Annotated in this window: 21 protein-coding genes; 12 read left to right on the top strand and 9 right to left on the bottom strand. The window is 61.9% G+C overall.

The features are described 5' to 3' along the window. Positions 1 to 48: 48 nt before the first annotated feature. The 6 genes from AC1DQR_RS27650 to AC1DQR_RS27625 all read left to right on the top strand — a co-directional run bounded on the left by AC1DQR_RS27650 (position 49) and on the right by AC1DQR_RS27625 (position 5,514). Positions 49 to 1,314: an ABC transporter substrate-binding protein gene (locus AC1DQR_RS27650; RefSeq protein ID WP_477134136.1), complete on the top strand. Its 1,266-nt coding sequence runs from the start codon at positions 49 to 51 to the stop codon at positions 1,312 to 1,314. 124 nt (positions 1,315 to 1,438) lie between these two features. Further along, entirely contained in the window at positions 1,439 to 2,296 is an 858-nt protein-coding gene (locus AC1DQR_RS27645; RefSeq protein ID WP_477134135.1) for a branched-chain amino acid ABC transporter permease, read from the top strand. 52 nt (positions 2,297 to 2,348) lie between these two features. Beyond that, positions 2,349 to 3,350 (top strand): branched-chain amino acid ABC transporter permease, encoded by a 1,002-nt coding sequence (locus tag AC1DQR_RS27640; protein ID WP_477134134.1) that lies wholly within the window; start codon positions 2,349 to 2,351, stop codon positions 3,348 to 3,350. Next, on the top strand, positions 3,347 to 4,081 hold the full coding sequence (locus tag AC1DQR_RS27635; RefSeq protein ID WP_477134133.1) for an ABC transporter ATP-binding protein: 735 nt from the start codon (positions 3,347 to 3,349) through the stop codon (positions 4,079 to 4,081). Before AC1DQR_RS27640 ends, AC1DQR_RS27635 begins: the two co-directional genes overlap by 4 nt. Beyond that, entirely contained in the window at positions 4,062 to 4,778 is a 717-nt protein-coding gene (locus AC1DQR_RS27630) for an ABC transporter ATP-binding protein (protein WP_477134132.1), read from the top strand. Before AC1DQR_RS27635 ends, AC1DQR_RS27630 begins: the two co-directional genes overlap by 20 nt. 37 nt (positions 4,779 to 4,815) lie before the next feature. After that, complete coding sequence (locus AC1DQR_RS27625; protein ID WP_477134131.1) at positions 4,816 to 5,514, top strand: SDR family NAD(P)-dependent oxidoreductase; 699 nt, start codon at positions 4,816 to 4,818, stop codon at positions 5,512 to 5,514. Between the two features lie 183 nt (positions 5,515 to 5,697). Here AC1DQR_RS27625 and AC1DQR_RS27620 read toward each other — a convergent pair whose 3' ends face one another. From AC1DQR_RS27620 to AC1DQR_RS27600, 5 genes are all read right to left on the bottom strand, one after another. Beyond that, a complete protein-coding gene (locus AC1DQR_RS27620) occupies positions 5,698 to 6,450 on the bottom strand; it encodes an SDR family NAD(P)-dependent oxidoreductase (RefSeq protein ID WP_477134130.1) in 753 nt (250 codons plus the stop codon). 148 nt (positions 6,451 to 6,598) lie between these two features. Continuing rightward, a complete protein-coding gene (locus tag AC1DQR_RS27615) occupies positions 6,599 to 7,852 on the bottom strand; it encodes a sugar ABC transporter substrate-binding protein (RefSeq protein WP_477134129.1) in 1,254 nt (417 codons plus the stop codon). A 152-nt stretch (positions 7,853 to 8,004) separates the two neighbouring features. Continuing rightward, positions 8,005 to 8,988 carry an ABC transporter permease gene (locus tag AC1DQR_RS27610; RefSeq protein WP_477134128.1) on the bottom strand — a complete coding sequence of 328 codons (984 nt, stop codon included), beginning with the start codon at positions 8,986 to 8,988 and terminating at the stop codon, positions 8,005 to 8,007. Positions 8,989 to 8,999: 11 nt separating this feature from the next. Then, positions 9,000 to 10,490: a sugar ABC transporter ATP-binding protein gene (locus tag AC1DQR_RS27605; protein ID WP_477134127.1), complete on the bottom strand. Its 1,491-nt coding sequence runs from the start codon at positions 10,488 to 10,490 to the stop codon at positions 9,000 to 9,002. A 62-nt stretch (positions 10,491 to 10,552) separates the two neighbouring features. Further along, a complete protein-coding gene (locus tag AC1DQR_RS27600) occupies positions 10,553 to 11,806 on the bottom strand; it encodes a sugar ABC transporter substrate-binding protein (protein WP_477134126.1) in 1,254 nt (417 codons plus the stop codon). Positions 11,807 to 12,145: 339 nt separating this feature from the next. Here AC1DQR_RS27600 and AC1DQR_RS27595 point away from each other — a divergent pair, with 339 nt between their 5' ends. Together AC1DQR_RS27595 and AC1DQR_RS27590 are read left to right on the top strand one after the other, a co-directional pair. Next, positions 12,146 to 13,744 (top strand): GMC family oxidoreductase, encoded by a 1,599-nt coding sequence (locus AC1DQR_RS27595; protein ID WP_477134125.1) that lies wholly within the window; start codon positions 12,146 to 12,148, stop codon positions 13,742 to 13,744. 213 nt (positions 13,745 to 13,957) lie between these two features. Continuing rightward, a complete protein-coding gene (locus AC1DQR_RS27590) occupies positions 13,958 to 15,376 on the top strand; it encodes an aldehyde dehydrogenase family protein (RefSeq protein WP_477134124.1) in 1,419 nt (472 codons plus the stop codon). A gap of 108 nt (positions 15,377 to 15,484) precedes the next feature. Here AC1DQR_RS27590 and AC1DQR_RS27585 read toward each other — a convergent pair whose 3' ends face one another. The 4 genes from AC1DQR_RS27585 to AC1DQR_RS27570 form a co-directional block, all read right to left on the bottom strand. Then, positions 15,485 to 16,168, bottom strand: coding sequence for a GntR family transcriptional regulator (locus AC1DQR_RS27585; protein ID WP_477134123.1), 684 nt, complete (start codon positions 16,166 to 16,168; stop codon positions 15,485 to 15,487). 221 nt (positions 16,169 to 16,389) lie between these two features. Then, a complete protein-coding gene (locus AC1DQR_RS27580) occupies positions 16,390 to 17,403 on the bottom strand; it encodes a zinc-binding dehydrogenase (RefSeq protein WP_477134122.1) in 1,014 nt (337 codons plus the stop codon). Between the two features lie 10 nt (positions 17,404 to 17,413). After that, entirely contained in the window at positions 17,414 to 18,373 is a 960-nt protein-coding gene (locus AC1DQR_RS27575; protein ID WP_477134121.1) for a TIGR03571 family LLM class oxidoreductase, read from the bottom strand. Positions 18,374 to 18,394: 21 nt separating this feature from the next. Then, positions 18,395 to 19,525, bottom strand: a complete 1,131-nt coding sequence (locus AC1DQR_RS27570) for an alkene reductase (protein WP_477134120.1) — start codon at positions 19,523 to 19,525, stop codon at positions 18,395 to 18,397. A 445-nt stretch (positions 19,526 to 19,970) separates the two neighbouring features. On the opposite strand from AC1DQR_RS27570, the gene AC1DQR_RS27565 reads away from it, so the two are divergent. From AC1DQR_RS27565 to AC1DQR_RS27550, 4 genes are all read left to right on the top strand, one after another. Beyond that, positions 19,971 to 20,525, top strand: a complete 555-nt coding sequence (locus tag AC1DQR_RS27565; RefSeq protein ID WP_477134119.1) for a copper resistance protein CopQ — start codon at positions 19,971 to 19,973, stop codon at positions 20,523 to 20,525. A 177-nt stretch (positions 20,526 to 20,702) separates the two neighbouring features. Continuing rightward, the gene (locus AC1DQR_RS27560; RefSeq protein WP_477134118.1) at positions 20,703 to 21,902 is read left to right on the top strand and encodes an efflux RND transporter periplasmic adaptor subunit; all 1,200 of its coding nucleotides are present in this window, start codon (positions 20,703 to 20,705) and stop codon (positions 21,900 to 21,902) included. After that, positions 21,899 to 25,090 (top strand): efflux RND transporter permease subunit, encoded by a 3,192-nt coding sequence (locus AC1DQR_RS27555; protein ID WP_477134117.1) that lies wholly within the window; start codon positions 21,899 to 21,901, stop codon positions 25,088 to 25,090. Before AC1DQR_RS27560 ends, AC1DQR_RS27555 begins: the two co-directional genes overlap by 4 nt. Continuing rightward, positions 25,087 to 26,478 carry an efflux transporter outer membrane subunit gene (locus AC1DQR_RS27550; protein WP_477134116.1) on the top strand — a complete coding sequence of 464 codons (1,392 nt, stop codon included), beginning with the start codon at positions 25,087 to 25,089 and terminating at the stop codon, positions 26,476 to 26,478. Before AC1DQR_RS27555 ends, AC1DQR_RS27550 begins: the two co-directional genes overlap by 4 nt. The last annotated feature ends 54 nt before the right edge of the window (positions 26,479 to 26,532 follow it).

The raw sequence follows: 26,532 nt of genomic DNA, 5'->3' as shown, positions 1-26,532 counted from the left end.
TCATTGATATCTAAAACAAGACAGAGTCGACTCGACTCAGGAGACGGTATGCGTACCCTTATTTCACGGACCCGGCGAGGGCTCTTGCTTGCCGCCGGCGTCGGCGCCGCGCTGGCATGCAGCGCGACATTCGCCCAGGTCAAGGAAATCCCGATTGGATTCGTGCTGCCCCTTTCCGGGGGCGCGGCCACCATTGGCAACCAGACCAAACTCGGCGCGGAAATCGCGGCAGAACAGATCAACAAGGCAGGTGGCATCCGTTCGCTTGGTGGCGCGAGGCTGAAGCTTATCTTTGCCGACAGCCAGTCAAAGCCCGATGTGGGCGTCGCGGAAACCGAGCGCCTGATCCAGCGCGAGAACGTGCCTCTGATTGTCGGCGCCTACAACAGCGCGGTGACCTTCCCGGCCTCGGAGGTAGCGGAGCGCTACAAGGTGTCCTGGCTGGTGACCGGCGCGGTCAAGGACGAGATTACCGAGCGTGGCTTCAAGTATGTCTTCCGTCCGAACAACAAGGCCATCTACGACGCGCGCGAGCAGATCGATGCGCTGGACCTGCTCAAGAAGGAGACAGGCAAGGGTCCCAAGACGCTGGGGCTCTTCTATGAAGGCACCGACTGGGGACGATCGCACGCCGCCAATGTCAAGAAGCTGGCGAAGGAACGTGGCTACGCGATCTCCCTCGACGAGTCGTATCCGCCCAACCAGACTGACTTGTCCGCTCAGTTGCTCAAGATTCGCAGCGCTAAGCCGGACGCCCTGATCGTGGTTGCGTACACGCCCGATCACATCTTGTTCACGCGCCAGTTGTCCGAGAGCCGTCTCTATATTCCCTTCGGTGTGCATTCTGTCGGCGGTGGTTCGGAGGATCCGAACTTCTACAAGGCCGTGTCGCCCAAGGCCGTTGAGTATATGTTCGTGCAGGATGATTTCCAGGTCGACATCATGAAGGCGGCCAAGGACCCAGTGGTCATCGAGGCGGACGCGAAGTTCAAGGCGGCGCTGGGGTACGGCATGAACTCCTACGGCGCCCAGGGCGTATCCAACGTGTATATCCTCAAGGATGCGCTGGAGCGCGCCGCCTCGATCGACCGAGAGAAAGTGCGCAACGCACTGGCCGCGACGGACATCGCTAGCGGCCCCGCGCTGGTTACCGGTTACCAGCGCATCAAGTTCGATAACCAGGGCCAGAACACCTTTGCCCACGGCGTGATCTCGCAGAACCTGAACGGCGAGCGCCGCACGATCTGGCCGGCGGAGAACCGGCTGGCCGGTGTCAAGCCGGTGTGGCCGCTACCGGCTCCCGGGTCGCACTAGGCCTAGGCACGCAGCTGCACGATCCGGCATGACTGCCGGAGCGTCACATACCGCACGGCTGCCGAGGCCGGCCGCCGTGCCCAACCGAGGTAAGTAAATGGACCCAATCATTTTGGCTTACGCCGTGCTCAACGGCGTATTGCTCGGCGGGATCTATGGAGGAATCGCGCTAGGCCTGAGTCTCATCTTTGGTGTACTGAGGGTGATCAACTTTGCGCATGGTTCCTTCCTGATGCTCGCCATGTATCTCAGTTACCTGATCTGGTCGGTCTTCGGCATTCATCCTTATGCCACGGCGTTGCTGACGGTTCCCCTGTTGTTCCTGCTCGGCTATTTCACGCAGGCCGTCGTCATCTCGCCGCTGTTCCGGCGGGAAACCACCATGGTAGTCGAGCCGCTTGGCGCCTTGCTGCTGACGACGGGCGTCTTCCTTGTCATCGACAACGCGATCCTGATGAGCTTTGGCCCGGATGTGCGCACGGTGACGACCGAGCTACTCAGCGGATCGATCGACATCGGAGGGCTTCCGATCAATATCCCGCGCCTGATCGCTTGCGCGGCGGCGGTCGGCGTCTCCGCAGGGCTGGCGTATTGGCTGCGATTCACCGACACCGGGCGAAAGATCCGTGCTACCGCGCAGAACAGGGAGGCTGCAGCGCTGTCGGGCATCAACGTCGGGCGCGTCTACAACGTGACGTTCGGCATAGGCGCCGGCATCCTAGGCTTGTTCGGCGCGATGCTGGTGCCGTTTCTTCCGGTTTCGCCCACTACTGGCCTGGGCTTCGGTATCAAGTCTTTCTTGGTGGTCGTGCTGGGAGGCATTGGATCGATTCCCGGTTCCCTGCTCGGCGGGCTGGCGCTAGGTGTGTTCGAATCCGTCGCTTCGCAGTTCGTCACCGCCACGTCGGCATCGGTGTTCTCGTTCTGCCTGTTCATCGTTGTCCTGCTGGTCCGGCCGAACGGCCTGCTAGGCCGCAAATGAGGAGGGCCTCTGTATGAGTTCGTCAAGGACCAATATCAATCTGGTGCTCGGCATGCCGTTGCTGTGCATCGCCGTTGTTCTGCCGCTGTTCGTCAAGGATTCCTACGCGCTGCACTCGCTTGTCATGGTGCTCTACTTCGCCTACATGGCGTCAGCGTGGAACTTTGTGTGTGGCTACGTTGGGCAGCTCTCGCTCGGGCATTCGGTTTTCGCTGGGGTTGCCGGCTATGTCACCGTACTGCTGTTCACGGGGCTCGGCCTTTCGCCTTGGGCCGGCATGTTTGCCGGCGGGCTGGCGGCAGCGCTGCTATCCGCGTGCATTGGCTATCCAACTTTCAAGCTTAAAGGACCGTATTTCACGCTGACGACGATCGCTTTTGCCGAGATCGTCCGCATCTGGATCGAGAACACCGACGAGTTCGTCGGCATACCGCTCAAGGGCGCGCAAGGCCTGGTGATCCCGCCATCGGCAGGCGGATGGGCAGCGTTCCAGTTCGACGAGAAGGTGCCTTACTACTACATCATCCTGGCCATGCTGGTCGTGATGTTATTGGCCACGTTCGTGCTGGAACGCTCGCGTCTGGGCTACTACCTCAAGGCGATTCGAGGCGACGAAGCCGCGGCGCAGGCAGTCGGAGTGAGCACCACCAAGTACCCGCTGATCGCGCTGGCGATCAGTGCCTTCATGACCGGACTCGGTGGCGCGTTCTATGCGCAGTTCTTCCGCTATATCAACCCGGAGCGGAACATGGGTCTCGACTTGTCGATCGATGCCGCCATCATGGCGATCGTCGGGGGGCAGGGGACCATCATTGGTCCTGTGATCGGCGCCTTCGTGTTGCATCCGATCGCGGAGTTCACGCGAACCTATTTCGCGGGTCGCTTCCTCGGCCTGCATCTGGTGATCTACGGGCTGGTGCTGATCGGCGCGGTGCTCTACTTCCCCAAAGGGATTATTGGACCACTCGACCGATTGCTGCAGCGGCGTGTCAAGCGGCGTCTCGCGGTTGAGCTACCGCCGCGCGCAAGGCCTGGCGGAGAGAAGGCGCAATGAAAAACATTCTGGAAGTGAAATCCATTGGCAAGCGATTTGGCGGTCTTCAGGCGGTGAATCAGCTTTCATTCACCGTGGGCAGGGGCGAGATCCTGGGCTTGTTGGGCCCGAATGGCGCGGGAAAGACAACGGCATTCAATTTGATCGCCGGCTTCATCAAGGCCGACGAAGGTGAGATTCTGTTTGCCGGCGAGCAAATTCGCGGGCGCGAGCCATACCAGATCTGCGCCAGCGGCATTGCGCGAACCTTTCAGCTCTCAAAGCCGTTCGGCGGACTGACCGCGCTGGAGAACGTCATGGTTGGCGGATTCGCTCGCGGCGGTTCGCGCGCCAAGGTGCGCGACGAGGCCTACAACTGTCTGGAGTTCCTTGGTCTGGCCCAGCGCGCGGACACCGACGCTAATGACCTGACGGCGTTCGACAAACGCAAGCTCGAACTCGGCCGCGCGCTGGCTACCAAGCCACGCCTGCTTCTCATGGACGAGGTCGTCGCGGGGGCGACACCGAGCGAAGCGGGAGAGATGGTGGAACTGGTCCGGAAAGTGCGGGACCGGGGCATCACGGTACTGATCGTAGAACACGTGATGAAGGTCATCATGGGCTTGTCGGATCGGGTCATTGTGATGGAGCAGGGACGCCTGATCGCCGACGGCGTGCCGTCAGAGGTCGTGAAGATGCCTCAGGTACTCAAGGCCTACTTTGGAGAGGGCTATGTCAGCACTAGTGCTTGAAGTCAGCGATATCTGGTCGGGCTACGGTGAGCAGCAGGTCTTGCGTGGCGTGAGCCTCTCGCTTGCCCCGCGCTCAATTACCGCGCTGATCGGCGCAAACGGGGCGGGCAAGACTACCTTCCTGCGCACGGTGTCGGGCCTGTTGCGCCGCAAACGCGGCACCGTACGCTTGAACGGCAAGGATCTCGATGGCCTTGCGCCGCATCAAATAGTAGCGGAGGGCTTTGTCCAGTCGCCGGAAGGCAAGCAGTTGTTCCTCGGCATGTCGATTCTGGAGAACCTGCTGATCGGCGCTAGCAACGCGCGTGCGCGCCAGCGACGCGCGCAGACCCTGCGCGAGGTGTTCGAGCTGTTCCCGATCCTGGAGGAGCGACAGAAGCTGGCGGCCTCCACCTTGTCCGGCGGGCAGCAGCAGATGCTGGCCGTTGGGCGCGCGCTGATGGCGATGCCCCGTGTGCTGGCCCTCGATGAGCCATCGCTGGGGCTGGCGCCGATCATGGTCGACCGGCTGTTTGACAGCATCCGCCGTCTGAAGGAGCGGGACCTGTCCATCCTGGTTATCGAGCAGAACGTCAACCAGGTGCTGGATATGGCGGACTACGGCTATGTGATTGAAAGTGGCACGATCGCGCTGGCGGGAACGGGCAGGGATTTGCTAGCCAACCCGCACTTGCGCGCAACTTATCTCGGCGTCTAGCCGAAGTGATCTGAAATCTGGAAAGGAGCCTTCTAGTATGGAGCAACGTGTTGCAGTGGTGACGGGCGGTGGAACAGGCATCGGCAGGGCCATTGCCGAGGAACTCAACGCGGCAGGCATGCGGGTCGTCTGCCTTGGCATGGATGCGGATCCGGACCTGCCTGACGCGCTGACCTACCGCAAGCTCGACGTGACCTCGGTTGAAGCTGTCCGGGCGGTGACGGAAGATCTGGATGACGTATCGGTGCTGGTCAATGCCGCTGGCATCATCCGGCACGAGGGCAAGGAGTTCACGCCAGAGGGATTTCGAGCCGTCGTCGATGTTAATCTGAACGGGTCGCAGATCCTGACCAGCGTGCTGCAGGAGCGCCTGGTGCGTGCCCAGGGGGCGGTGGTGAACATTGCCTCGATGTGGAGTTACTTCGGCTCGGCGAACAACCCCGCCTATGCTGCGAGCAAGGCCGGCATTCTCGGCTTGACCCGTTCGTATGCCGTGGCCCTCGCACCGCACGGCGTCCGGGTGAACGCCGTCGCACCGGGCTGGATCCGCACGCGGCTGTCGGCCGGTGCGCTCGACAATCCTGAGCGCAGCGCCGCCATCATGGCGCGGCTGCCGATGCGCCGCTGGGGCACGCCTGGCGATGTCGCGCGCGTGACGCGGTTCTTGTGCTCGGAAGACGCGCACTATGTGACGGGGGTAATCCTGCCTGTGGACGGAGGATTCGGCATCGCCTGATTGTGGTGCTCGACGACAGCCGCCCGCAGCCGGCTGTCGTCGCATCGGACTCGACTTCGTGTGCAGTAGAGGCGTCCAGGTACTGACGTGATGCGACTGGACGACGATCTTCACCGGTACCAATTTACCTAGTGACCCGATGACCGGCTCTGAAAGCCCGCAATTCTGAAGAATGTCGGGATTTCATCCCGACACGTAGCCGCCGTCGACAGGAAGCGTAACGCCGGTAACGAACGCTGCGGCGGGGGACGACAAGAACAACGCGGCTCCGACCAGATCATCCACCTCGCCCCAGCGCTTCAACGCACTACGCGCGGAGATGCGCTCGGCAGTCTCCGGTGTTTCCCAGAAGACACGCGTCATGTTCGTCCGGTGATAGCCAGGCGCGATCGCATTGACGCGAACGCCGGCTCCGCCAAATGCATGCGCGAGCGATCGCGTGAGGCCGACTATCCCGGTCTTGCTCGCGCAGTAGGCGGGCACGTCGCCATCGGCGAGATAGCTCAGCATTGACGCGATATTGATGATCGATCCGCCCGACTGTTCCAGAAGTGGCCGGACCGCCATCGAGAGACGCATTGCACTGGTGAGGTTCACATCCAGCACGTCGCAAAACACATCGTCGCGATACTCCTCGAAGGGACGCGCGACACCTGCAGCATTGACCAGGATATCAAGCCGGTCCAGGCTCCTTGCGAATGCCTGGATGGCTCCCGCATCGCGAACATCGAGCTGTTCGAATCGGATTGGCTCAAGCATGCTATTCGAGCGCAGCGTATCCAGCTTCTGTTGCGAACTGCCTGTGGCAAAAGCCTCAGCTCCGAGCGCGGCGAAGCCCTGGGCTATTGCCAGTCCAATGCCGCTGGACGCACCGGATACAAGAACCCGGCGCCCGGAGAAGAGGGTGGGGCGAAAGCTATCGGTTATGTGTTCCAATTCGTTGGCTCCAGAGAGAGAATCGAAGTAAAGATGTGAGAAGGAAAGTCTCGCCGATCACGGAAATACTGGACAGAGACGCCGTGCCCTTAATGCGACCATGCGCGGCGACGCGGCAACATATGAGATGTCGCCGCGTCTTCCGCGATCACTTCGCTGAGGCATGCGCGCGGATTTCGGGAATCGATTTCACCGGCGGGATGGTGTATTTGAAAAACTGATTGGCCTTGTTCGGATCAATCATCTGATCGACGTTATCCCTGGTGATGATGCCCGGCGGAAAGCCGGAACCCATCGGCAGATTGCTCGCGTCTAGATGCTTGTTAAACACGTCGTTGACGAACTCGATCGCCGCGACGCCATTCTGTTCACCTGAATTCTTGCCGGTGACCAGAATGTTGCCCTTCTTGATCTCCTCCAACTCTCTGCGAAAACCGCCCGCAGCATTCGCGATACTGATCTGCCGCACTTTGCCCATGCCATTGATCGCACGCAATGCACCCAGGCCCATGAAGTCGTTCTCCGAGAGGATGAAGTTAAGCTTGTCGCCCTCCGCGGACAGGATGTCCTCGGTAGCGGTCAGGCCACCCTCTTCGGTCCATTTCCCTACGCCCATGGAGGCGATCCTGAAACCCAGGTCGGGGGCATCTAGCTTCCCGGTCTTCTTCAGCGTTTGGAAGAGATTGAAGCCGCGCAACATGGCAGCTTCCTTGTTTATGGGGGCGCCTAACGCCTGGGAGCGGCCATACACAATGCCGGAGATCATGCCATTGATGCGGCTTTCGGAAGTCGAGTTGCCCACTACGCCAATGATGACCGCCGCATTGATCGGCGCGCTCTTGTCGGTGGCTTGTGCTACATAGCGCCCCGCTTCGAAGCCGTTTCCGTATGCATTGGCGAGAATCGTCGTCAGCACGCGAGCGCCGGCGTCTGGAATCGTTCCAACGGTAACCACGGGAATGCCGGCGTCGACGGCGCGATTGATGCACGCGGATACGCCTAGCGTATCGGTTGGATCGACGACTATGACGTCCATCTTGCGCGTGACGAAATTGTCGATCTGCGAGCACTGGCGCTGCAGGTCACCGTCGGCCACCTGCACGTCAAGGGCGAAACCGTACTTCGATGAGGCTTGCCGCGCGCCCTTGATGAGTTCGACAAACCACGGGTTGCCCATTGTGATCTCGGTCCAGCCGATCTTCAGGCTCCTGGGGTCTACCACCTTCTTTGGCCATGCCTTGTTCACGCCGATACGATCCGCCATGTCTGGGTCGAGGACACCGGACAAGGCGGTACTGGGCAGGAGCGTATAGATCTTCTCCTTCGCATTAACGGCGGAACTTGCAGTGAGCGCCACGCCCAAGGCCAAAGCCGCACCGAGCCTACTTCGTTTGACTCTCATTTTTGTCTCCTCGATTGATGGCAAACATGTAATGCGCTCGCGCGATCTGGATCTGCACCTCGGCTAAGCATGCCGGCGTACCGGATTGCAGGCGGGTCGCAAGAGGACGCCGGTCAATGTATGGCGATCACCGGCTCCGTGTCACATATCGCCTAGCGGTTGCCGATACGCTGGAGAAGGACCGCTAACACGATGATCGCGCCCTTGATGATCTGCTGCGGGTAGACCGGCACGCTCATGAGATTCATCACGTTTCCGATCAGTCCCAGTACCAGTACGCCGATGACGGTGTTTACAACGGTGCCCTTGCCCCCCGACAGCAATGCGCCGCCGATCACGCATGCCGCGATGCCATCCAATTCGAGTCCCACGCCGGTGATAGGCGTGCCGACTCCGGTACGTGCGGTGTATATCATCCCGGCAAGCGCGCTTAGCGCTCCAGAAATCACGTAGACGTAGAACTTGTACTTCCGTTCCGAGATGCCAGCCAATCTGACCGCAGTCTCGTTGCTGCCGGTCGCGATGACCATGCGTCCGAACGTGGTGCGGGTCGTAATGAAATAGAAGGCGAGGATGACGAGGATGGCCAGGACGACCGGCCAGGGAATGCCGGCTACGGGCAGGCCGCTGCTGCCAAATGCGTTGAGCATCTCTGCCGACGGCAGGTCGTACGGCAACATCATCGGTTGCCCGTTGGACAACATGAACGTGATGCCGCGTACGATGGTCATCATCGCCAGTGTGACGATAAATGGTGCGAGGCCGAACACCGTGACCAGACCGCCGCTCACCGCGCCAAATAGCGCACCTAGCAGAAGCGTAAGACAGACCGCGAGAAGTAGTCCGCCTGCCCCCTCGGCTGGCATGACTGGCAGCAGCATCGCGACCAACAGGCCTCCGGCCGCAGCAATCGAGCCGACAGAGAGGTCGATGCCGCCAGTGTTGATGACCAGAAGCATGCCCACGCTCACGAACAGCAGCGGCGTCAGCTGCCTGAGGAGGTTGAACAGGTTTCCCTGGCTCAGGAATGCGCTTGACATCATGCTGGATACGACGAACAGCGCAACCAGCATGATCAATGCGTTATGGCGAACCACCCCTTTCAAGAGCGGCGTCCGCGGACGACTTGCTTGCATGACACCTTCCATTATCTGACTCCCATTGCGAGCGAGATCAGCGATTTTTCGTTGATTGCAGGACCGCTGAGTTCCCCTGCAATCGTGCCCGTCCGCATCACCAGAACGCGATCGCACAGGCCTATGATTTCCGGCATGTCGGATGAGACAACAATGATCGCGACGCCGCTCTCCGCTAGCTGATTGATGATTTGATAGATCTCGATCTTGGCGCCGATGTCCACGCCACGGGTGGGCTCATCGAGTATCAAGACTTTGCATTTCGCTGACACCCATTTCATCAGTGCCACCTTCTGCTGGTTGCCACCAGACAGGCTCGAGACCTCGATCTCGGTGTCGCGCGCCTTGACGCGCAATCGCTTGAGCAGCGCTTGCGTTTCCTGAAGTTCGGCGTCGTGATCGAGCCACCAGCCCATTCGCGCCTGGCTGTTGCGTGGTTTCATCATCGCGTTCTCCCGGATCGACAGGTCAAGCAGTGCGCCTTGCTGTTTGCGGTCTTCGGGCAGCATGCCGATGCCGTTTAGGACGCCGTGGCGCGGCCGCCTGCACTCGATTACCTGGCCGTCAAGCCGGATCTGCCCGGCGTCCTTGGGGTCAGCGCCGAAGATCGCCCGCATTGTTTCTGTGCGTCCGGAGCCGACCAGGCCGCTGAATCCCAGCACCTCGCCGGCACGTACTTCGAACGACACGTCGCGGACCCTGTCCCCCGCAAGCAGGTTGCGCACCTCCAGCACCGGCTTGCCGATCGTCGCGTCGCGCAGTGGAAAGAGGTCGCCGAGCTCCCGGCCGACCATCAGGTGCACAAGCTGAGCTTCGTCGATATCGCCGATCTTGACAGTTGTGACGTAGGCACCGTCTTTCAACACGGTCGCTACGTCGCACAGGTGGAAGATCTCCTCCAGCCGGTGCGAGATGTAGATGATGCAGACTCGATCGCGTTTTAACCGCTCGATCAGTTTGAAGAGCCGCTTGGTTTCGCGTTCTGTCAGTACAGCGGTGGGCTCGTCGAATACCAGGACGCGTGACGGTCGCGACAACGCCTTGCAGATCTCGACGATCTGCTGTTCAGCGATTGACAGCTCGGATACTGGTCTCGATACGTCCAGTTCGCCAAAGCCGAGTGCGTCGAGTTGCTGCTGTGCCCGCGCTTTCAGTTTGGACCACCTTACGATCGGGGTGCCTGCGCCAAGGTCATGAAGGTAGATGTTCTCGGCCACGGACAGGTGTTTAGCCAGCGAGAATTCCTGGTAAATGACCGAGATGCCATGTTCGCGCGCCGCATGAGGGCTGTCTATCGAGAGTTGCTGCCCGCCAAGCAAGATCTCGCCGTCGTCGGGCGCGTACGCGCCGGACAGGATCTTCATCAGGGTCGATTTTCCAGCACCGTTCTCGCCCATCAGCGCATGTACCTGGCCGCCTTCGGCTTCGAGGCTGACATTTCGCAATGCCTGCACCCCCCCAAAGCGCTTGCTGATGCCGCGCATAGTCAATTGGTTGTTCATTGTCTCCCCGGTGAGGCTGCTGTGAGGCGGCGTCTATGCTTAGTGGGACGCCGCGCTGGATGTCAGGTAGCTTTCGCTTCCGCGCGGAGCTGTGGGATCGTCTTGACCGGGGGGACCGAATACTTGAAGAACATGTTGTTCTTGTCCGGATCCATCAGCCGCTCCACGTTGTCACGCGTGATGATCCCGGCCGGGAACGTGGAGCCCATCGGCAGATTGTTCGCGTCGAGGCCCTTGTTGAAGATCTGGTTGATGAACTCCACGGCAGCTACGCCGTTTTCTTCACCCGAGCACATTCCGGTCACTAGCAGATTGCCTTTCTTGACCTGATCGAGCGCAATGCGAAATCCATCCGCAGCCGAGGCTATGTTGATCTGGCCTTTGCGCCCGGAGCCGCCGACTGCGCGAAGGGCGCCGAGCCCCATGAAGTCGTTCTCGGCCAGTATGTAGTTGAGGCGGTCGCCGTGCGCGGAAAGAATGTCCTCGGCCGCAGACAGCCCGCCTTCCTCGGTCCACTTCCCTACGCCGATCGCCGCAACTTTGAAGCTCAGGTCGGCCGCATCGAGTCGGCCGGCTTTCTTCAGTTCCTGGAAGAGGTTGAAGCCGCGTAGCATCGCACCTTCCTTGCTGATCGTCGTGCCCCGCTGGACCGAGCGTTCATAGACGATGCCGGATATCATGCCGTTCAACCGGCTCTCGGACGTTGAATTGCCGAGCACGCCGATGATGGCCGCCGCATTCAACGGTGTTTGCTTGCCGGCATCGCGTGCCACGTAGCGGCCGGCTTCAAATCCGTTGCCGTAAGCGCTGGCGAGGAGCGTGGTGAGAATGCGGGCGCTGGCGTCGGGAACCGTGCCGACGGCGATGACGGGGATACCCGCATCCACTGCACGGTTGATGCAGGCGGCGACGCCCAGCGTGTCGGTCGGATTGACCACGATCACATCCATCTTCCGCGTCACGAAGCTCTCGATCTGCGCGCATTGGCGCTGCAGGTCGCCGTCCGATACCTGTACGTCCAGCGCAAAACCGTATTTCGCCGACGTCTGCTTCGCACCCTTGACGATCTCGACGAACCACGGGTTGCCCATCGTAATTTCGGTCCAGCCGATCCGGATCTGCTTCGGGTCGGCGGGCTTCTTCGGCCAGGCCTTGCGGATCGCGTTGCGATCCGGCATATCCGGGTCGACCACGCCCGATAAGGCTGTATTGGGGAGTAAGGTGTAAATCTTCTCTTTTGCCTGCACGCCATGGGCCATGGCTAGCGTAGCGACCAGCGCCATTGCCGGCAATGCGCGGTCGAATCTGTGCTTCATTTGTGTCTCCTCAATCGATTGAATGATGCAATGGACCTGGGTCGTTGGAAGGCGCCATCCGGACAGGGGACGGGGTACGCGTTGCGCGTTCGCTCCACCGTCAATGGTGCGATTGGTTTTGCCCTATACGACATCGAATGCATGATATATCATCCATCATCAGGCATAACTGGGGTTTGCCCTGACGTCCGCCCAGGGTCGCGGCGAGACAGGTGTGTCTTGCCGCGCGGCTGGGTGCGCAAGCATTGAAAGAGACGTCCGCGGGAGAAGAAACTTACGTAACAGGCAAGCGTAGGCCCTGCGTAGGCCTCGCAATAATCTGCATAGGAGACACACTCAATGTACGACTACATCGTGATCGGCGGCGGCTCTGCCGGTAGCGCCGTGACTGGACGTCTGATCGAGGCCGGCGCCCGGGTGCTGCTGCTCGAGGCAGGTCCTAGAGATCGCCATCCGCTGATCCACATTCCGGCAGGCTTTACCCGGCTCTTGTCGACGGATTTGTTGTACCACTATGAAACCGTTCCGCAACCGGGGCTCGATTCGAGATCGCGCATCGTGCCGCAGGGACGAACCCTCGGGGGCGGCAGCTCGGTCAATGCACTAATCTATGTTCGCGGACAACGAGAGGACTACGACGAATGGTCGCGTCTTGGCTGTGCCGGCTGGTCATACGAGGAAGTGCTGCCGTACTTCAAGCGGGCTGAAGACAACGAGCGGCTGAACAATATCTACCACGGCGTCGGCGGACCTCTTGGGGTATCGGATCTGGGGCAGCGCTGCGAGCTGTCCAGTGCCTTCGTGCGTGCCGGGCAGCAAGCTGGCATTCCGTTTACGCACGACTTCAACGGCGCGCGGCAGAACGGGGTGGGCTTCAACCAGGTCACGACGCGAGACCAGCGCCGCTGCAGTGCCGCGGTTGCCTATCTAAGGCGCGCCGAAATCAGCGGGAGACTTACCATCCTGACCGGTGTGCGGGTGGATCGTATCCTGATCGAAGGAGGACGGGCAATCGGCGTCGAGTATCGTCATAAAGGCCGTACGGAGCAGCTCAAGGGCTGCAAGGAGGTGATCCTGTCGGGTGGCTCCGTGCAGTCGCCGCGGCTGTTGATGCTCTCGGGCATCGGTCCGGCGGATGCCCTGTGCCGTCACGGCATACCGGTAACGCAGGATCTGCCCGGCGTTGGTGGCAACTTGCAGGATCACGCGGAGTTTCCGACGGTCTCCTACTGCACGGGCCCATACGGATACTACGGCCAGGACAGTGCTCTCAACATGGTGAAGAACGGCATGCAGTACCTGCTGTTCAAGAGCGGCCCGGTGGCGTCGAACGTCACTGAGGCGTGCGCCTTCGTGAATGTGGATGACCCGAACGAAAGGCCGAATATCCAGATGCATTTCGTGCCCATCGTTTTTCTCGACCTGGATCAGGAGCACATCAAGAAAGCCGGCGCGACCATCAACCCGTGTGTGTTGCGGCCAATGAGCCGCGGCGAAATCCAGCTTAACAGCGCGAATCCCGACGCGCCGCTGTCGCTGGATCCGAAATATCTGCAGCACCCAGAAGACTGCCGTCTCGCCGTCAAGGGCTTGCGCAAGGCTCGCGAGATTCTCGGGCAATCCGCATTGCGTGCCTATACGAGCGAAGAGGCGTTGCCAGGGCAAGGATCGCACAGCGACGAAGACCTCCTTCAGTACATTCGCAAGCGTGCCAAGACCGTTTACCACCCTGTCGGCACGTGCAAGATGGGGATCGATGGCGAGTCGGTCGTAGATCCGGAGTTGCGTGTCACGGGCATCAGTGGCCTGCGTGTCATCGATGCGTCGATTATGCCGAATCTGATCTCGGGCAATACCAACGCCGCGTCCATCATGATCGGGGAGAAAGGGGCGGACCTGATATTGGGCAAGCCGGCACTCGAAAGAATCGCGGTCTAGCGGACGGCATGTTCAAGCGCGCATGTGCGCTTACAGATAGCCACAAACGAGGCGAGATATCGGGTTCGCCGTTTGTGCAAGCGTAGACGGATGGCTCACCTGCATGGAAATTTCGACTCATATTTTAGATGCATGATTACAAGGTTCAATCATGCGACGCGGCCGGCAGCGGCGCGGCACGCAGCCGGCCGAAACACCACTCTGGAGAATGGCATGGTAGACACAAGAAAATTCTACATCGACGGACATTGGCTATCCCCAAATGCGACCGCGGAGATCGTGGTCGACCATCCCGGTGACAAAGAGATTATCGCGACGATCTCTGCGGCATCGGCGCAAGATGTCGACGACGCGGTGGCAGCCGCAAAGGCGGCATTCCGGACGTTTTCGAAAACCTCCCTCGAACAGCGCGAGCAGTGGCTCGTAAAGCTGCTGGAAGTCTACAATCGTCGCTACCAGGAGGTGGCGCGTATGATCTCCGAGGAAATGGGCGCGCCAATCGACTTTGCAGTCGAGCAACAGGCACGTACCGGTCAGGGGCATCTTGAGGCTGGGATCAAGGCACTGCGGAGTTTCCGCTTCCGGCGTGCCGTGGAAGGCGGCGAAGTGGTCAGGGAGCCGATCGGCGTGTGCGCGCTGATCACACCATGGAACTGGCCGGTCAATCAGATCGCCTGCAAGGTTGTGCCCGCATTGGCTACCGGATGCACGATGGTGCTCAAGCCCAGTGAGATTGCGCCGCTGAGTGCGCTGCTCTGGACGGAGATGATCGACGAGATTGGCTTGCCACCAGGCGTCTTTAATATGATCAACGGTGAGGGAGCAACGGCGGGAACCGCGCTGGTGGCGCATCGAGACGTCGATATGGTCTCTTTTACCGGCTCCACACGCGCAGGCGTCGCCATTGCTATGAGTGCGGCTCCGTCGGTCAAGCGGGTGACCCAGGAGCTAGGCGGCAAGTCGCCGAACCTGATTCTGGAGGGCGCCGACCTGCAACGCTACGTTGCCGCCGGTGTTCAGCATTGCATGTCCAATAGCGGCCAGTCCTGCAACGCGCCGACGCGTATGCTGGTGTCGCACAAGGACTACCACGCGGCGGTCAGGATTGCGCAGGAGACTGCGGAGTCAATCCGCGTTGGCCGGCCGCGCGAGCGGGGCAACCATATTGGACCGGTTTCATCGGCGGTCCAGTATGACAAAGTGCAATCGCTGATCGGTGTGGGCATTGACGAAGGCGCGTCGTTGATAAGCGGTGGGCTAGGACTGCCAGAAGGCCTTAGCGACGGCTACTACGTGAAGCCAACGGTGTTTGCGGACGTCCACAATGACATGCGGATCGCGCGCGAGGAAGTCTTCGGTCCGGTTCTGGCCATGATTCCCTATCAGGATCTTGATGAAGCGATCGCTATCGCCAATGACACGCCATATGGACTGGCAGCGTATGTGCAGGGCGACGATGCGATCGTGAAGTCAGTAGCGAAGGATCTGCGAGCGGGGATGGTCCACCTGAACGGTGCCGGACAATCGTTCGATGCGCCGTTCGGCGGCTACAAGCAGTCGGGCAACGGGCGGGAGTGGGGCGAGTACGGATTTGAGGACTTCCTGGAAACCAAAGTCATAAACGGAGCTTGACGCGGTAATCCGTGGAGTCTCGACTTCTGCGGAAGAGGCAATGCCGGGCGTACTCGCGTGACGCCCGGCTCTCGACGCGAGGCCCGTTAGGCGTCGCGTTTACGGCGGTCAGGCAGTTTCTTCTTCTTCCCGTGTGGCCATCCAATTCAGCAAAACGGTCCTGCCCCACTGAATGTCGTCGCGTATTGCGCCCGATGCCATCTTCGCGTCGTGCTTCGTTAGTCCTTCTAGCACACGGTAGTGCGGATGCTCGTCCAGGCTTTCCCGGCTGGCTTGCAGTTCGGTGTGAAAGACGTGTAGCAGGGGGCCCATGCGTACCCACATGCTCTCGACGACCGAAAACAGGTTCGGCAGATGCGAGGCCGCCAGCAGTTCGAAATGGAATTTGCGGTTCTGGCTTGCTGCTTCGCGCGGGCTGGTTGCCACCGCCTTGATGAACGCTTCATGCGTCTTGCGCAGCCGGGCGATTTCCTGCGGCGTCACCCGAAGTGCGGCCGCTTCCGCGGCGGCGCCTTCGAGAAGGGTGCGCATCAACTGGATCTCGGACACCGTATCCGCATCGAGCTCGGGCACCGTGATTGATGTTGCCGCTGTCATCGTCAGGGCTTGTTCGCTGACGAGCCGGAAGATTGCCTCACGCACGGGAGTGCTGCTCGTTCCCAGCGATTGGGCCAGTTCCGCCACGCGCAATCGTTCGCCTGGAACGTACTTGCCACTCATCAGTGCGGACCGGATCTGGTCATAGACGCGTGAAGACAGATTGCTCTTCTCCACACGCGCTAGTTCTCTCATGACGTCTTGCCTCGATAGGGGATGTTTAAGGACACATCATATATCATACGCAATGCCCATCTACCCGTCATCCCGGAATCTATCCCATACGGCCGGCTGGCCAGGACGGCAATTGCCGGTTCCAGGCCGAGTGGCTTACTGGTGGCAACGAGACTCCAACACACCGCAGCCGTGCCCATCTTGGGGGTGGGCACGGCCTCGGCGACGCTACGGAGCGGCGGTCAGAGTCGGATCAGCTGCTTGCCTTGGGCATCCCCTGCCTTGAGGGCTGCCAGTGCTGCGGGCAGCGCAGCGAAATCGTACATGGTGGTCTCCGGCAACTGCAGATTGCCGCCGCGAAGCTGCTCGAACAGCCTGAGGCCGGCGCCCCGCCACTCTTGCCAGTCCTGTGCGGCTGCGAAGGCATGGGCGCTGTTGAGCGCTACCTCATGAAGCGAGATCGCACTAGTGAAGGCGGGCAGTGGTGCCTGCTCCTGGCGGTCCTGGATGCAGACCAGATGCCCGTTGTAGCCGAGTCGAGCGGCCAGCGAGCGGGCATGGTCGCCGCTGACCGTATCGAATGCGGCGTACAGCCTGCGCGTGCCGAGCACGGCCTGTAGTCGGTCGAGCCAGCCCAGCTCGCGGTAGTCAAAGGCGCCGGCCACGCCAAGGGCGGTGAGCCGGGCGTGATGCCTCGTCGAGGCAGCGGCCCAGACCCGCCAGCCGCGCGCGAGCGCCAACTGGACGAGGATCAAGCCAACGCTGCCGCCCGCGCCGCTCACCAGCACGTCGCGCGCCGGCGCGTCGGGCACTTTTTGCAGCGCTTGCCAGGCGGTCAGCCCAGGACAGGGCAGGCTAGCGGCGAGTTCGTCGCTCACGTTTTCGGGCACCGGCAACAGGCATTCGGCGCGCAGGCAGGTGTATTCGGCAAAGCTGCCGTCGCGCGCCAGGTCCTGGTGGTAGGCAAAGCGGGCTCCGACAGGCAGCCGCACGCCGTCTCCCAGCGCTGCGATGCTGCCGAGGCCGTCGACGCCGGGTACGTGGCCTGGGCGCCACGCGGCGTGGCCCCATTCGATCATCTTCCAGTCCACCGGATTCAGGGCGATGATGCGGTTTGCCAGCAGTACTTCGTCAGCCCCGGGCAACTGCATCGCCTTGCGCTGCAGCTTCAAGGCCGAGGGCTCGCCTGTCTCGGACCAGGTCCAGGCAAGGTATTCGTGCGGGGAGGACTGGCGATCGTCGGTAGGTTGATGCATCTGGGGTTCCTCAGGCGGTTTCTGGCTGAGCATTGGCGATGCGCGCGTCGTCGTGAAAGTGCGGCAGTACATGCGCCGCGATTTCCTCCATGACTTCCCGCACCGGCCGGTGGCTGCGGCGGAAGTGCAGGCCGATATGTCCGGCGCCGGCTTCGCGCATGGCATGGAGCTCGGCAATCAGGCCGTTGCGGCCAACTGCCGCGCCAAAGCGCTGGCGTTGCAGCGGCGCGTTCGCATGGTCCAGCAAGTCAAGATGGATAAAGCTGATGTAAGGCTTCGCGCCGGCCACGCTGCGCCAGAGCACGCTGCGGCGCGTATGGTCTTCCGGCGTGCCGGGATAGGCAAGCCACCCGTCCATATGCTCACCTACCCAAGAGGGGGTCTGCTGGGCCAGTCCTGCTACCAACAGGGGCAATGGCTTATGAAGGCGCGGCAATACCTTGACGCCAGCGGGCAACTCGGCCGCGCCCGCGTCGCGCAACAGTGCTACCTGCTTGCGGAAGGCCTCGCCGCGGTGTTCGAAGTCGCGGCCGAAGACCGGGTATTCGATGGGGCGATCGCCGCTGGCCACCCCTAGCAGTAGCCTGCCGTTGCTGAGATGATTTACTGTGGCGGAGGATTTCAGTGTCAGCACTGGTTCGCGCAGCGGCAGCACCACCGCGGCCGTGCCGAGCAGGATGCGCTCGGTCACGCCCGCCAGGTAGCCCAGGTAGCTGAAGGTCTCGAAGACCTGCGCGGCATCCCCGAACTGCGGGTCATAGAGCGGTACGTCCCGCACCCACAGCGCGCGAAAACCGAGTTGATCTGCCAACCTGGCCAACTCACCGTGCCGGGCCAGGTCCGGCTCTCCGGGCAGGCGGCCGGCCTGGCGGCGCGCAAGGTCGCCGGCAGGCGACCAGTCATTGTCCAGCGGCAATTCGGCTCCGATGCTGAAGCCGCCGGCGGTCAGTTTTTCCAATGCGGATGGCATGGCGATTCCTTGTGTGCCGGCCTATGCGGCGGCCTTGGTTTCGAGCGAGGCGGCGGTGTAGCGCGGGTAGTCTGTATAGCCGGCAGCAGCACCCCCGAAGTACTTGGAGCGGTCGCCCACACTGAGCGGCAGCTTGTGCTGCAGGCGGTAGGGCAGATCCGGGTTGGCGACAAACGCGCGGCCGAAGCCGATCAGGTCCGCCCAGCCATTGGTCAGCGCTTGCTCGGCACGCGCCAGGGTGTAGTTGCCGGAATAGATTAGCGTGCCCGGATAGATGGCGCGCAACGCTTCCTTGAACGCCGCCGGCATCACCGGGGCATCTTCCCAGTCCGCCTCGGCGATATGAATGTAGCCAACACCGATCTGCCCGAGCGCATGCGCAGCGGCGAGGTAGGTGGCTTCCGGCGTGTCGTCGACCGCGCCTTGCAGGGTGGTCAACGGCGCCAGCCGCACACCGATGCGTTCCTTTCCAACCACGTCGGCCACGGCCTGGGCCACTTCCTTGAGGAAGCGCAGCCGATTGGACAGCGAACCGCCGTATTCGTCATCACGGGCATTGGCTTGCGAATCGATGAACTGGTTGATCAGGTAACCATTGGCGCCATGTAGTTCGACGCCGTCGAAGCCAGCCTCCAGCGCGTTGCGCGCGGCGCTGGCATAGTCCGCGACGATGCTCCGGATTTCGTCGACGGCAAGCGCACGCGGCGTGGAATGCTGGATCATCTCGCCGACGCCGGCTTGCGGGCCGCGTCCCTCCGGATCGACGAATACCTTGACGCCATTCGCGACCAGCGCCGATGACGAAACCGGCGCGGCATTGTCCGGCTGCAGTGACGTGTGCGAAATCCGGCCCACATGCCAGAGTTGCGCGAACATTCTGCCGCCGGCGGCATGCACCGTGTCGGTGACCCTGCGCCAGCCGCGCACCTGCTCCGTGCTGTAGATGCCGGGGGTCCAGGCATAGCCCTGGCCTTGCCTGCTGATCTGCGTGCCTTCGGAAATGATCAAGCCTGCGCTAGCGCGCTGGCTGTAGTACTCGGCCATGAGGTCGGTGGCGATGTCGCCGACGCCAGCCCGCGAGCGGGTCATAGGAGGCATGACGATGCGGTTGGGCATCTCGATGTTGCCGAAGCGGTAGGGAGTGAAAAGCATGGTTCTCTCGCAAGTAGGAAGGGTTAGGCTGAAAGCCGCCACGAGGAGCCGGCCAGCATGAAGACCCTTGGGGTTGCTCCGGCCGCGTTGCCGGCAAGATGTGGCGATTATCGGGAGAACCCGGGTTCCGAAAAAACCCCGCTGCGGGCAAATGATTCTTGCGTCCAGGTCAAGGATATGTCGATGTGCGCCCTGCGCTGGAGAACAGCGGAGCGCGGGAGAACGGCTAGGAAGCTGGCGGCTTTGGATGTGCCTCCGCGGCAAGGGCCGCCGGGCATTGTTGCCTCGGATTCAAGTCTCTTCTGCGCGCGACACGGTTTTTCTTGTGGCGCGGACTGACCATACTTCGTTCCGCAGCGTACGGCAGGTCCTGATCCAGGAAGCCATGCCGGACAACCCGCTTGTAGCGAGCGGTCAAACACCGTAACCCGACACGGAGATCATCATGAATGCCAAGTTCCTTATTACCGCCGCCAGCCTTGCCGCCGCTCTTCTCGCGGGAACCGCGCAGGCAGCCTACCCAGACAACTCCGTGGACAAGGCCGCGCACAACACCGCCACGCATGGTGTTGCTGTGCGCGAGCGCGATCCCTACACCGATGGCGCTCGTACTCGCGTCGATCCCTTCACGGATGGTGCGCGTATCGAAACCATTGCGGGACTTGACCGCAGCGGGCCGTCTGCTGACCCTGCACGCGAGCGCGATCCTTACACCGATGGCGCTCGTACTCGCGTCGATCCGTTCACGGATGGTGCGCGTATCGAAACCATTGCGGGACTCGACCGCAGCGGGCCGTCTGCTGACCCTGCACGCGAGCGCGATCCCTACACCGATGGTGTCCGCACTCGCGTCGATCCGTTCACGGATGGTGCGCGTATCGAACGCATTGCGGGACTCGACCGCAGTGGACCGTCTGCGGACCCAGCGCGTCAGCGTGACCCCTTCACCGACGGTGCCCGTGGCCAGGCCGATCCCTTCACCGACGGTGCGCGTGCGTAAGCCGTCCCGATAGCGGGCGCACCGCTTCGCGGATCCGCCAGCACAGTGACATCCTGGGCAATCGTGCCGCCCGAATGTGCACCCTGCGCTGGCGACGGGGACGAAATCGAAAAATACGAAGGGGTGCGCTTGCGAGCGAACTGCATATCGCGCATGGGAATGCGTACAGGAATCCCAATGAAACAGAATCTATGGACCAGGCGGCTGGTGCGGGGAGCCGCGCTTGCCGCTTTGCCAATGGCTGTCTTGGCAACGATGTCCGGCTGCAAGTCGGACGACGCGAGCAGGCCAGCGCTGCAGACGGTCACGGTCAGCAAGCCGGTCGCGCGTGAAGTAAAGGACGTGGACATCTATACGGGCCGGTTCGAAGCCACCGATACGGTGGAAGTGCGCTCGCGAGTCAGCGGCTATCTCGAGAAGATCGCCTTCCAGGACGGGGCTTTCGTCAAGAAAGGTGACCTCCTCTTTGTCATCGACCCGCGGCCCTTTCAGGCTGCGGTGATGGAGGCGGAGGGCGCGCTTGCCAAGGCGCGGTCGCAACTCAGCCTGAGCGAACAGGAGTTTCAGCGGGCCAATGTGCTGATCCAGACCAACACGATAGCGACGAGCTTGTTCGACCAGCGCAAGCAGGCCGTGCAGGGTGCCCGGGCGGAGGTTACCAGCGCCGAAGGCGCGCTTGCCAGAGCCAGGCTCGATCTGTCCTTCACTCGCGTCACCGCGCCGATGTCAGGCCGGATCAGCCGCAAGCAGGTCAGCGAGGGGAACCTGATCAATGGCGGCAACAGCGCGGCCACGGCGCTGACCACCATTGTTTCGCAGGATCCCATCGATATCTATTTCGATGTCGATGAGCAGAGCTATCTCAGGTACACCCGGGCACAAGGACCTTCCGGCCAAGGCGGGGGCGTGGGGACCGGGCAGGAAGTCTTGATCTCGCTGCCCGGTGATCTGCGGCCCACCCTCATCGGCAAGATGAACTTCATCGAGAATCGCCTCGACGGTTCCACCGGGACTCTCAGGCAGCGCGCCAGGGTGCCGAATCCGAAACTCGCGTTGAGTCCTGGCCAGTTCGGCCGCGTTGAGCTTTCCAGCAGCACGCCGCATGACGCGCTGCTGGTGCCCGATGCCGCCGTCGCCACTGACGCCACCCGCCGCGTGCTCTACCTCGTCAAGCCGGACCAGACGGTTGAAGTGCGTGCAGTGACGTTGGGCAAGTTGTTTGGCAACATGCGGGAGATTTCGTCAGGGCTGCATGCGGGTGATAACATCGTCGTCGAAGGTTTCCAGCGTGTGCGTGCCGGCGAGACCGTCAAGTCCCTGGTCCGGGCCCCGGAGCCTACACTTGCGAAGCAAGACGCGCCGGAGGCCAAGCCATGAATATCGGCCGCATATCCGTGGAGCAGCCGGTACTTGCCATCGTGCTGTCCATCGTCCTGACCATCGTCGGTGGCCTGGCCTACTTTTCACTCGCTGTGTCGGAGTACCCCGAGATCGCCCCTCCCACCGTGGTGATCCAGGCCAGCTATCCTGGCGCTTCGGCCGAAACGGTTTCAGAGACGGTGTCGACGCCGATCGAGTTGGAGGTCAACGGTGTGGAGGACATGATCTACATGTACAGCCAGACCACCTCCGACGGCGGCCTTAATATCACCGTCACCTTCAAGCCTGGCACCGACGTGGACAAGGCGCAGGTGCTGGTGCAGAACCGTGTCGCGCTGGCCACACCGCGCTTGCCGGAACCTGTCCAGCGCAGCGGGGTCTCCGTGCGCAAGTCGTCGCCGACCCAGTTGGCTACCATCTTCCTCTATTCGCCAGATAAGAGCTTCGACCAGCTCTACGTCTCGAACTACGCCATTCGCAACGTGGCCGATGCCCTCAAGCGCATCGACGGCGTTGGCGATATCAATCCGTTGGGTGCGCGTGAATACTCGATGCGCATTTGGCTGGATCCGGAGCGAGTTGCCTCGTTCAACCTCAGCCCGGGCGACGTGATAGCGGCGGTGCGCGCGCAGAACACGCAGGTTGCGGGCGGTGTTGTGGCACAGCCGCCGATCACTTCCCAGGCCTTCCAGCCGAACCTCATCTTCGAAGGGCGTCTGAAGGAACCCGCCGATTTCAGCAATATCGTCGTCAAGCAGGGCGAGGCCGGGCGTGTGGTCCGTCTCAAAGATGTCGCCCGCGTGGAAGTCGGCGCGCTCGCCTACGCCACCGACAGCTATATGCTGCGCAATCCCACCATTGCCCTTCAGGTGTTGCAGCGGCCGGGTGCGAACGCCGTAGCCACCATGGCGGCTGTGCAGAAGAAGATGGCCGAACTCAGCAAGGACTTCCCCAAGGGTATTGTCTACAACATCGGCTACAACCCGACGGAGTTCATCGGTGACAGTATTGACGAACTGGTGAAGACTATCTACGAGGCGGTGATACTGGTCGTGCTCGTGGTCCTGGTCTTCCTGCAGGGATGGCGGCCCTCCATCATTCCGATTCTCGCCATTCCGGTGTCGCTGGTGGGGACTTTCGCGGTGATGGCGATGCTAGGTTATTCGATCAATAACCTGACGCTGTTTGGCCTAGTCCTGGCGGTGGGCGTCGTGGTGGACAACGCCATCGTCGTGGTGGAGAACGTCGAGCGCCACCTGGCTACCGGCGCAAGCCCGAGGGACGCGACGCTGCTGACAATGAAGGAGGTAGGTGGCGCCTTGTTCGCCATCACGCTGGTGCTTTGCGCGGTGTTCGTGCCCACCGCCTTCATCACCGGCATCTCGGGGCAGTTCTTCCGGCAATTTGGCGTGACCATCGCCGTATCCACCGCGATTTCGTTCTTCAGCTCGATTACGCTGTCTCCGGCACTGGCGGCGGCGATCCTGAAGCGGCACGAGCATGGTGAGGAGCATGTGGCCTCAGGTGGTCAGCTGGCCGGGCTGCGCCGGCGCGCCCAGCGCGTGGCAGCGGGGTTCAACCAGGGATTCCAGCGCTTGTCCGAAGCTTACGGGCGGCTGGTTCGCCGCGTCGTGGCCGTGATACCGGCGATGCTGTGCCTGTATGTGCTGCTGATCGGCGCGACTATCTATCTGCTGGCATCGACGCCGAAGGGCTTTATCCCGCAGCAGGACCGTGGCTACCTAGTGGTACTTGTCCGGATGCCGGACGGCGCCACACTGGAACGCACCAGCGGAATGGCGAGAAAGATCGAGGACATTGCCCTGCAAGTTCCGGGTGTGGCGAGGGTGCCTGTTTTCTCCGGCGTCTCTGCGGCAACAGGCACCAACTCCGCCAACAATGCCGGCCTGTTCCCCGTGTTCAAGCCGTGGGCCGAGCGTAAGCCGCTGGGTCTCACCATCGAGAAGATCGCTGCAGATTTGCGCGGCCGTCTTGCGGGAATCACGGAAGCGTCGATCGTGGTCGCCATGCCACCACCGGTGCAGGGGCTCGGGAGCACGGGCGGTTTCGCCATGCGCCTGGAGGACCGTGGCGGTCTTGGTACCGCGGCCCTGGCCAAGGCAACCGAAGACCTGATCGCGGCGGCTAACAAGACTCCCGGTATGGTCGGGGTTTACTCACCCTATTCCGCTGCCACGCCGCAAGTCTTCGTCGAACTGGATCGCGAGAAGGCGGAAATGCTCGGCGTGCCAAGCCAGGAGATCAACGATGCGGTGGAGACGTACTTCGGGTCCACCTATATCAACGACTTCAACATCATCGGTCGCACCTACCGGGTCACTGCACAGGCAGACTTGCCGTTCCGTGTAACTGCCGAAGACCTGGCGCGCCTGAAGGTGAGGAACAAGGACGGGAACATGGTGCCGATCGGAAGCGTGACGCGTATCGAGGAAAAGCCGGGCGTAGATCGGGCCCCGCGTTACAACCTCTATCCCGCCACCGAGATCAGCGGCGATACCGAGCCTGGACTTGGTTCCGAGTATGCGATCAAGACCATGGAAAAACTTGCCGGTGAAGTCTTGCCTCCGGGCATTGCCTTCGAATGGACGGACCTGTCCTATCAGCAGACCACGGCGGGAAATTCCGGCCTGCTGGTTTTCCCGCTGTGCGTGCTGCTGGTCTACCTCGTGCTTGCCGCGCAGTATGGCAGCTGGAGCCTGCCGGTATCGATCCTGCTGATTGTGCCTATGTGCCTGCTAGCAGCCTCGCTGGGCGTTAAGAGCATGGGGCAGGATATCAATATCCTCACGCAGATCGGTTTCATCGTGCTGGTCGGGCTGGCGGCAAAGAACGCGATCCTGATCGTGGAAGTCGCACGGCAGCTCGAGATGCAGGGCGTCGCCTTGATCGAGGCGGTGGTGGAGGCATGCCAGCAACGGCTGCGCCCCATCATCATGACCTCGCTCGCCTTTATCCTGGGGGTGCTGCCGCTGGTGCTCTCCGAGGGGGCGGGTGCCGAGATGCGCCAGGCAGTGGGCGCCGCCGTATTCTTTGGCATGATTGGCGTCACGTTGTTTGGCCTACTCTTTACGCCCGTTTTTTATGTGGGCATTCGCAAGCTGGCTACGCGTCGGAAGACGCCACTGGCCGTCGGGCCGATGCTGGCGAAGGAGGTGGCGGAATGAAAGCGATACGCTTGATACCGGCTTTACTGGCAACGGCGGCACTGCTGACGGCCTGCGCCAGTCCTCAGCTGACAACGCCCACGCCATTGCCGCTGTCGGATGACTATGCCAATGCGTCGTTGACCAGCAGTGCGAGCATTCCGGACCTCGCCAACTGGTGGCAGGGCTTCAAGGATCCCGTGCTGGACAAGCTGGTTATGTCCGCCCTGGCTGAGAACCTGGACCTGAAGACGGCGGTTTCCCGCATTGATGCGGCCCGTGCATTGCGTGCCGGTGCCGCCGCGCAGGGGCTGCCGGACATCGGTCTGACCCTTGACGCCGGGAGGCAAAGGCAGTCCGCCGCGCAAGCGCCATTGGGCTTCCCGAGCACCGCCAACACGTTTGGTGCAGGCCTGGACGCAGCGTGGGAGATCGATATCTTTGGGCGTATCCGGCAGGGCGTGGTAGCGGCGGACGCCGATGTGCGTTCCGCACAGGAATCGGCGCAGGCAGTCAGGATCGCCGTGACCGCCGAGGTGGTGCAGACCTATCTCGCAGCGCGCAGCCTGGAGTACCGGCTGGCGCTGGTCAGCGAGAACGCACGCAACCAGACGGAGACGGAGAAGCTCACCCGCCTGATGTTCGAGGCCGGTGCGCTGCCGCTGGCGGATGTCGACCGCGCGCAAGCCCAGGCACAGACGACCCTCGCCCAGTTGCCATTGCTCGAACTGGAGCGGCAGAACGCGCTGCATCGTCTGTCCATCTTGGTGGCGGCCACGCCAAAGGACGTCTACGAGCAGATGGAGCCGCTCTCGGCGCGGCCGCGGTGGACGCCGCCGGCGGGCATTGGCACGCCAGCGGACCTGTTGCGCCGGCGTCCGGACGTCAGGGCGGCCGAGGCCAGAGTGGTCGCTGCGTACGCTAGGGTTGGCGTGGCGGAGGCGGACTTGCTGCCGCACCTGCAATTGGTTGGCGCAATCGGCGGCGTGGTCGACGGATTTTCTGGCGCGACGCTGGCTCGCTCGATTGCCTGGATGCTGGGCGCGGGCGCAGGCGCTCCAATCTTCGATGGCGGCCGCCGCCGCAGCGTGGTCATGCTGCGGCGCGCGGAAGCGGAGCAGGCGCTTTTCGCGTATCGTGCGGTTGTGCTCAGGGCAGTCGCCGAGGTCGAGAGTGCAGTTGCTGCGTCGGCTCGGAACCGAGACCGAGTGGCCCGGCTGGAAAGCGCGGCCTCAAGCGCTCGGTCTGCCTACGAGCAGATCAATCGCGCCTGGCGGGCAGGGGAGACGCCGTTCATCGATACGCTGCAAGTGCAGCGCGCACAGTTGGAGGCCGAGGATGCATTGTCCATCGCGCAGACGACGGAACAGCAGAGCCAGGTGAGTGTGATAACTGCATTGGGGCAGTAATTTTGCCGTTGCTGCGCTTGCGCAGTGACGGCAATGTCCGAAACCGCCGCTTAA

Source organism: Cupriavidus sp. 05L411 (genome assembly GCF_056398045.1).
The sequence above is the reverse complement of the archived record's forward strand: the minus strand, read 5'-3'. Positions and strand labels throughout refer to the sequence as shown.

Coding starts and splice junctions, on each gene's coding strand:
- AC1DQR_RS27610 (WP_477134128.1), bottom strand. CDS start 8,988: ATGCAAGCAAGTCGTCCGCGGACGCCGCTCTTGAAAGGGGTGGTTCGC.
- AC1DQR_RS27560 (WP_477134118.1), top strand. CDS start 20,703: ATGAAACAGAATCTATGGACCAGGCGGCTGGTGCGGGGAGCCGCGCTT.
- AC1DQR_RS27625 (WP_477134131.1), top strand. CDS start 4,816: ATGGAGCAACGTGTTGCAGTGGTGACGGGCGGTGGAACAGGCATCGGC.
- AC1DQR_RS27600 (WP_477134126.1), bottom strand. CDS start 11,806: ATGAAGCACAGATTCGACCGCGCATTGCCGGCAATGGCGCTGGTCGCT.
- AC1DQR_RS27650 (WP_477134136.1), top strand. CDS start 49: ATGCGTACCCTTATTTCACGGACCCGGCGAGGGCTCTTGCTTGCCGCC.
- AC1DQR_RS27550 (WP_477134116.1), top strand. CDS start 25,087: ATGAAAGCGATACGCTTGATACCGGCTTTACTGGCAACGGCGGCACTG.
- AC1DQR_RS27635 (WP_477134133.1), top strand. CDS start 3,347: ATGAAAAACATTCTGGAAGTGAAATCCATTGGCAAGCGATTTGGCGGT.
- AC1DQR_RS27555 (WP_477134117.1), top strand. CDS start 21,899: ATGAATATCGGCCGCATATCCGTGGAGCAGCCGGTACTTGCCATCGTG.
- AC1DQR_RS27580 (WP_477134122.1), bottom strand. CDS start 17,403: ATGCATCAACCTACCGACGATCGCCAGTCCTCCCCGCACGAATACCTT.
- AC1DQR_RS27630 (WP_477134132.1), top strand. CDS start 4,062: ATGTCAGCACTAGTGCTTGAAGTCAGCGATATCTGGTCGGGCTACGGT.
- AC1DQR_RS27585 (WP_477134123.1), bottom strand. CDS start 16,168: ATGAGAGAACTAGCGCGTGTGGAGAAGAGCAATCTGTCTTCACGCGTC.
- AC1DQR_RS27590 (WP_477134124.1), top strand. CDS start 13,958: ATGGTAGACACAAGAAAATTCTACATCGACGGACATTGGCTATCCCCA.
- AC1DQR_RS27575 (WP_477134121.1), bottom strand. CDS start 18,373: ATGCCATCCGCATTGGAAAAACTGACCGCCGGCGGCTTCAGCATCGGA.
- AC1DQR_RS27640 (WP_477134134.1), top strand. CDS start 2,349: ATGCCGTTGCTGTGCATCGCCGTTGTTCTGCCGCTGTTCGTCAAGGAT.
- AC1DQR_RS27615 (WP_477134129.1), bottom strand. CDS start 7,852: ATGAGAGTCAAACGAAGTAGGCTCGGTGCGGCTTTGGCCTTGGGCGTG.
- AC1DQR_RS27605 (WP_477134127.1), bottom strand. CDS start 10,490: ATGAACAACCAATTGACTATGCGCGGCATCAGCAAGCGCTTTGGGGGG.
- AC1DQR_RS27565 (WP_477134119.1), top strand. CDS start 19,971: ATGAATGCCAAGTTCCTTATTACCGCCGCCAGCCTTGCCGCCGCTCTT.
- AC1DQR_RS27570 (WP_477134120.1), bottom strand. CDS start 19,525: ATGCTTTTCACTCCCTACCGCTTCGGCAACATCGAGATGCCCAACCGC.
- AC1DQR_RS27595 (WP_477134125.1), top strand. CDS start 12,146: ATGTACGACTACATCGTGATCGGCGGCGGCTCTGCCGGTAGCGCCGTG.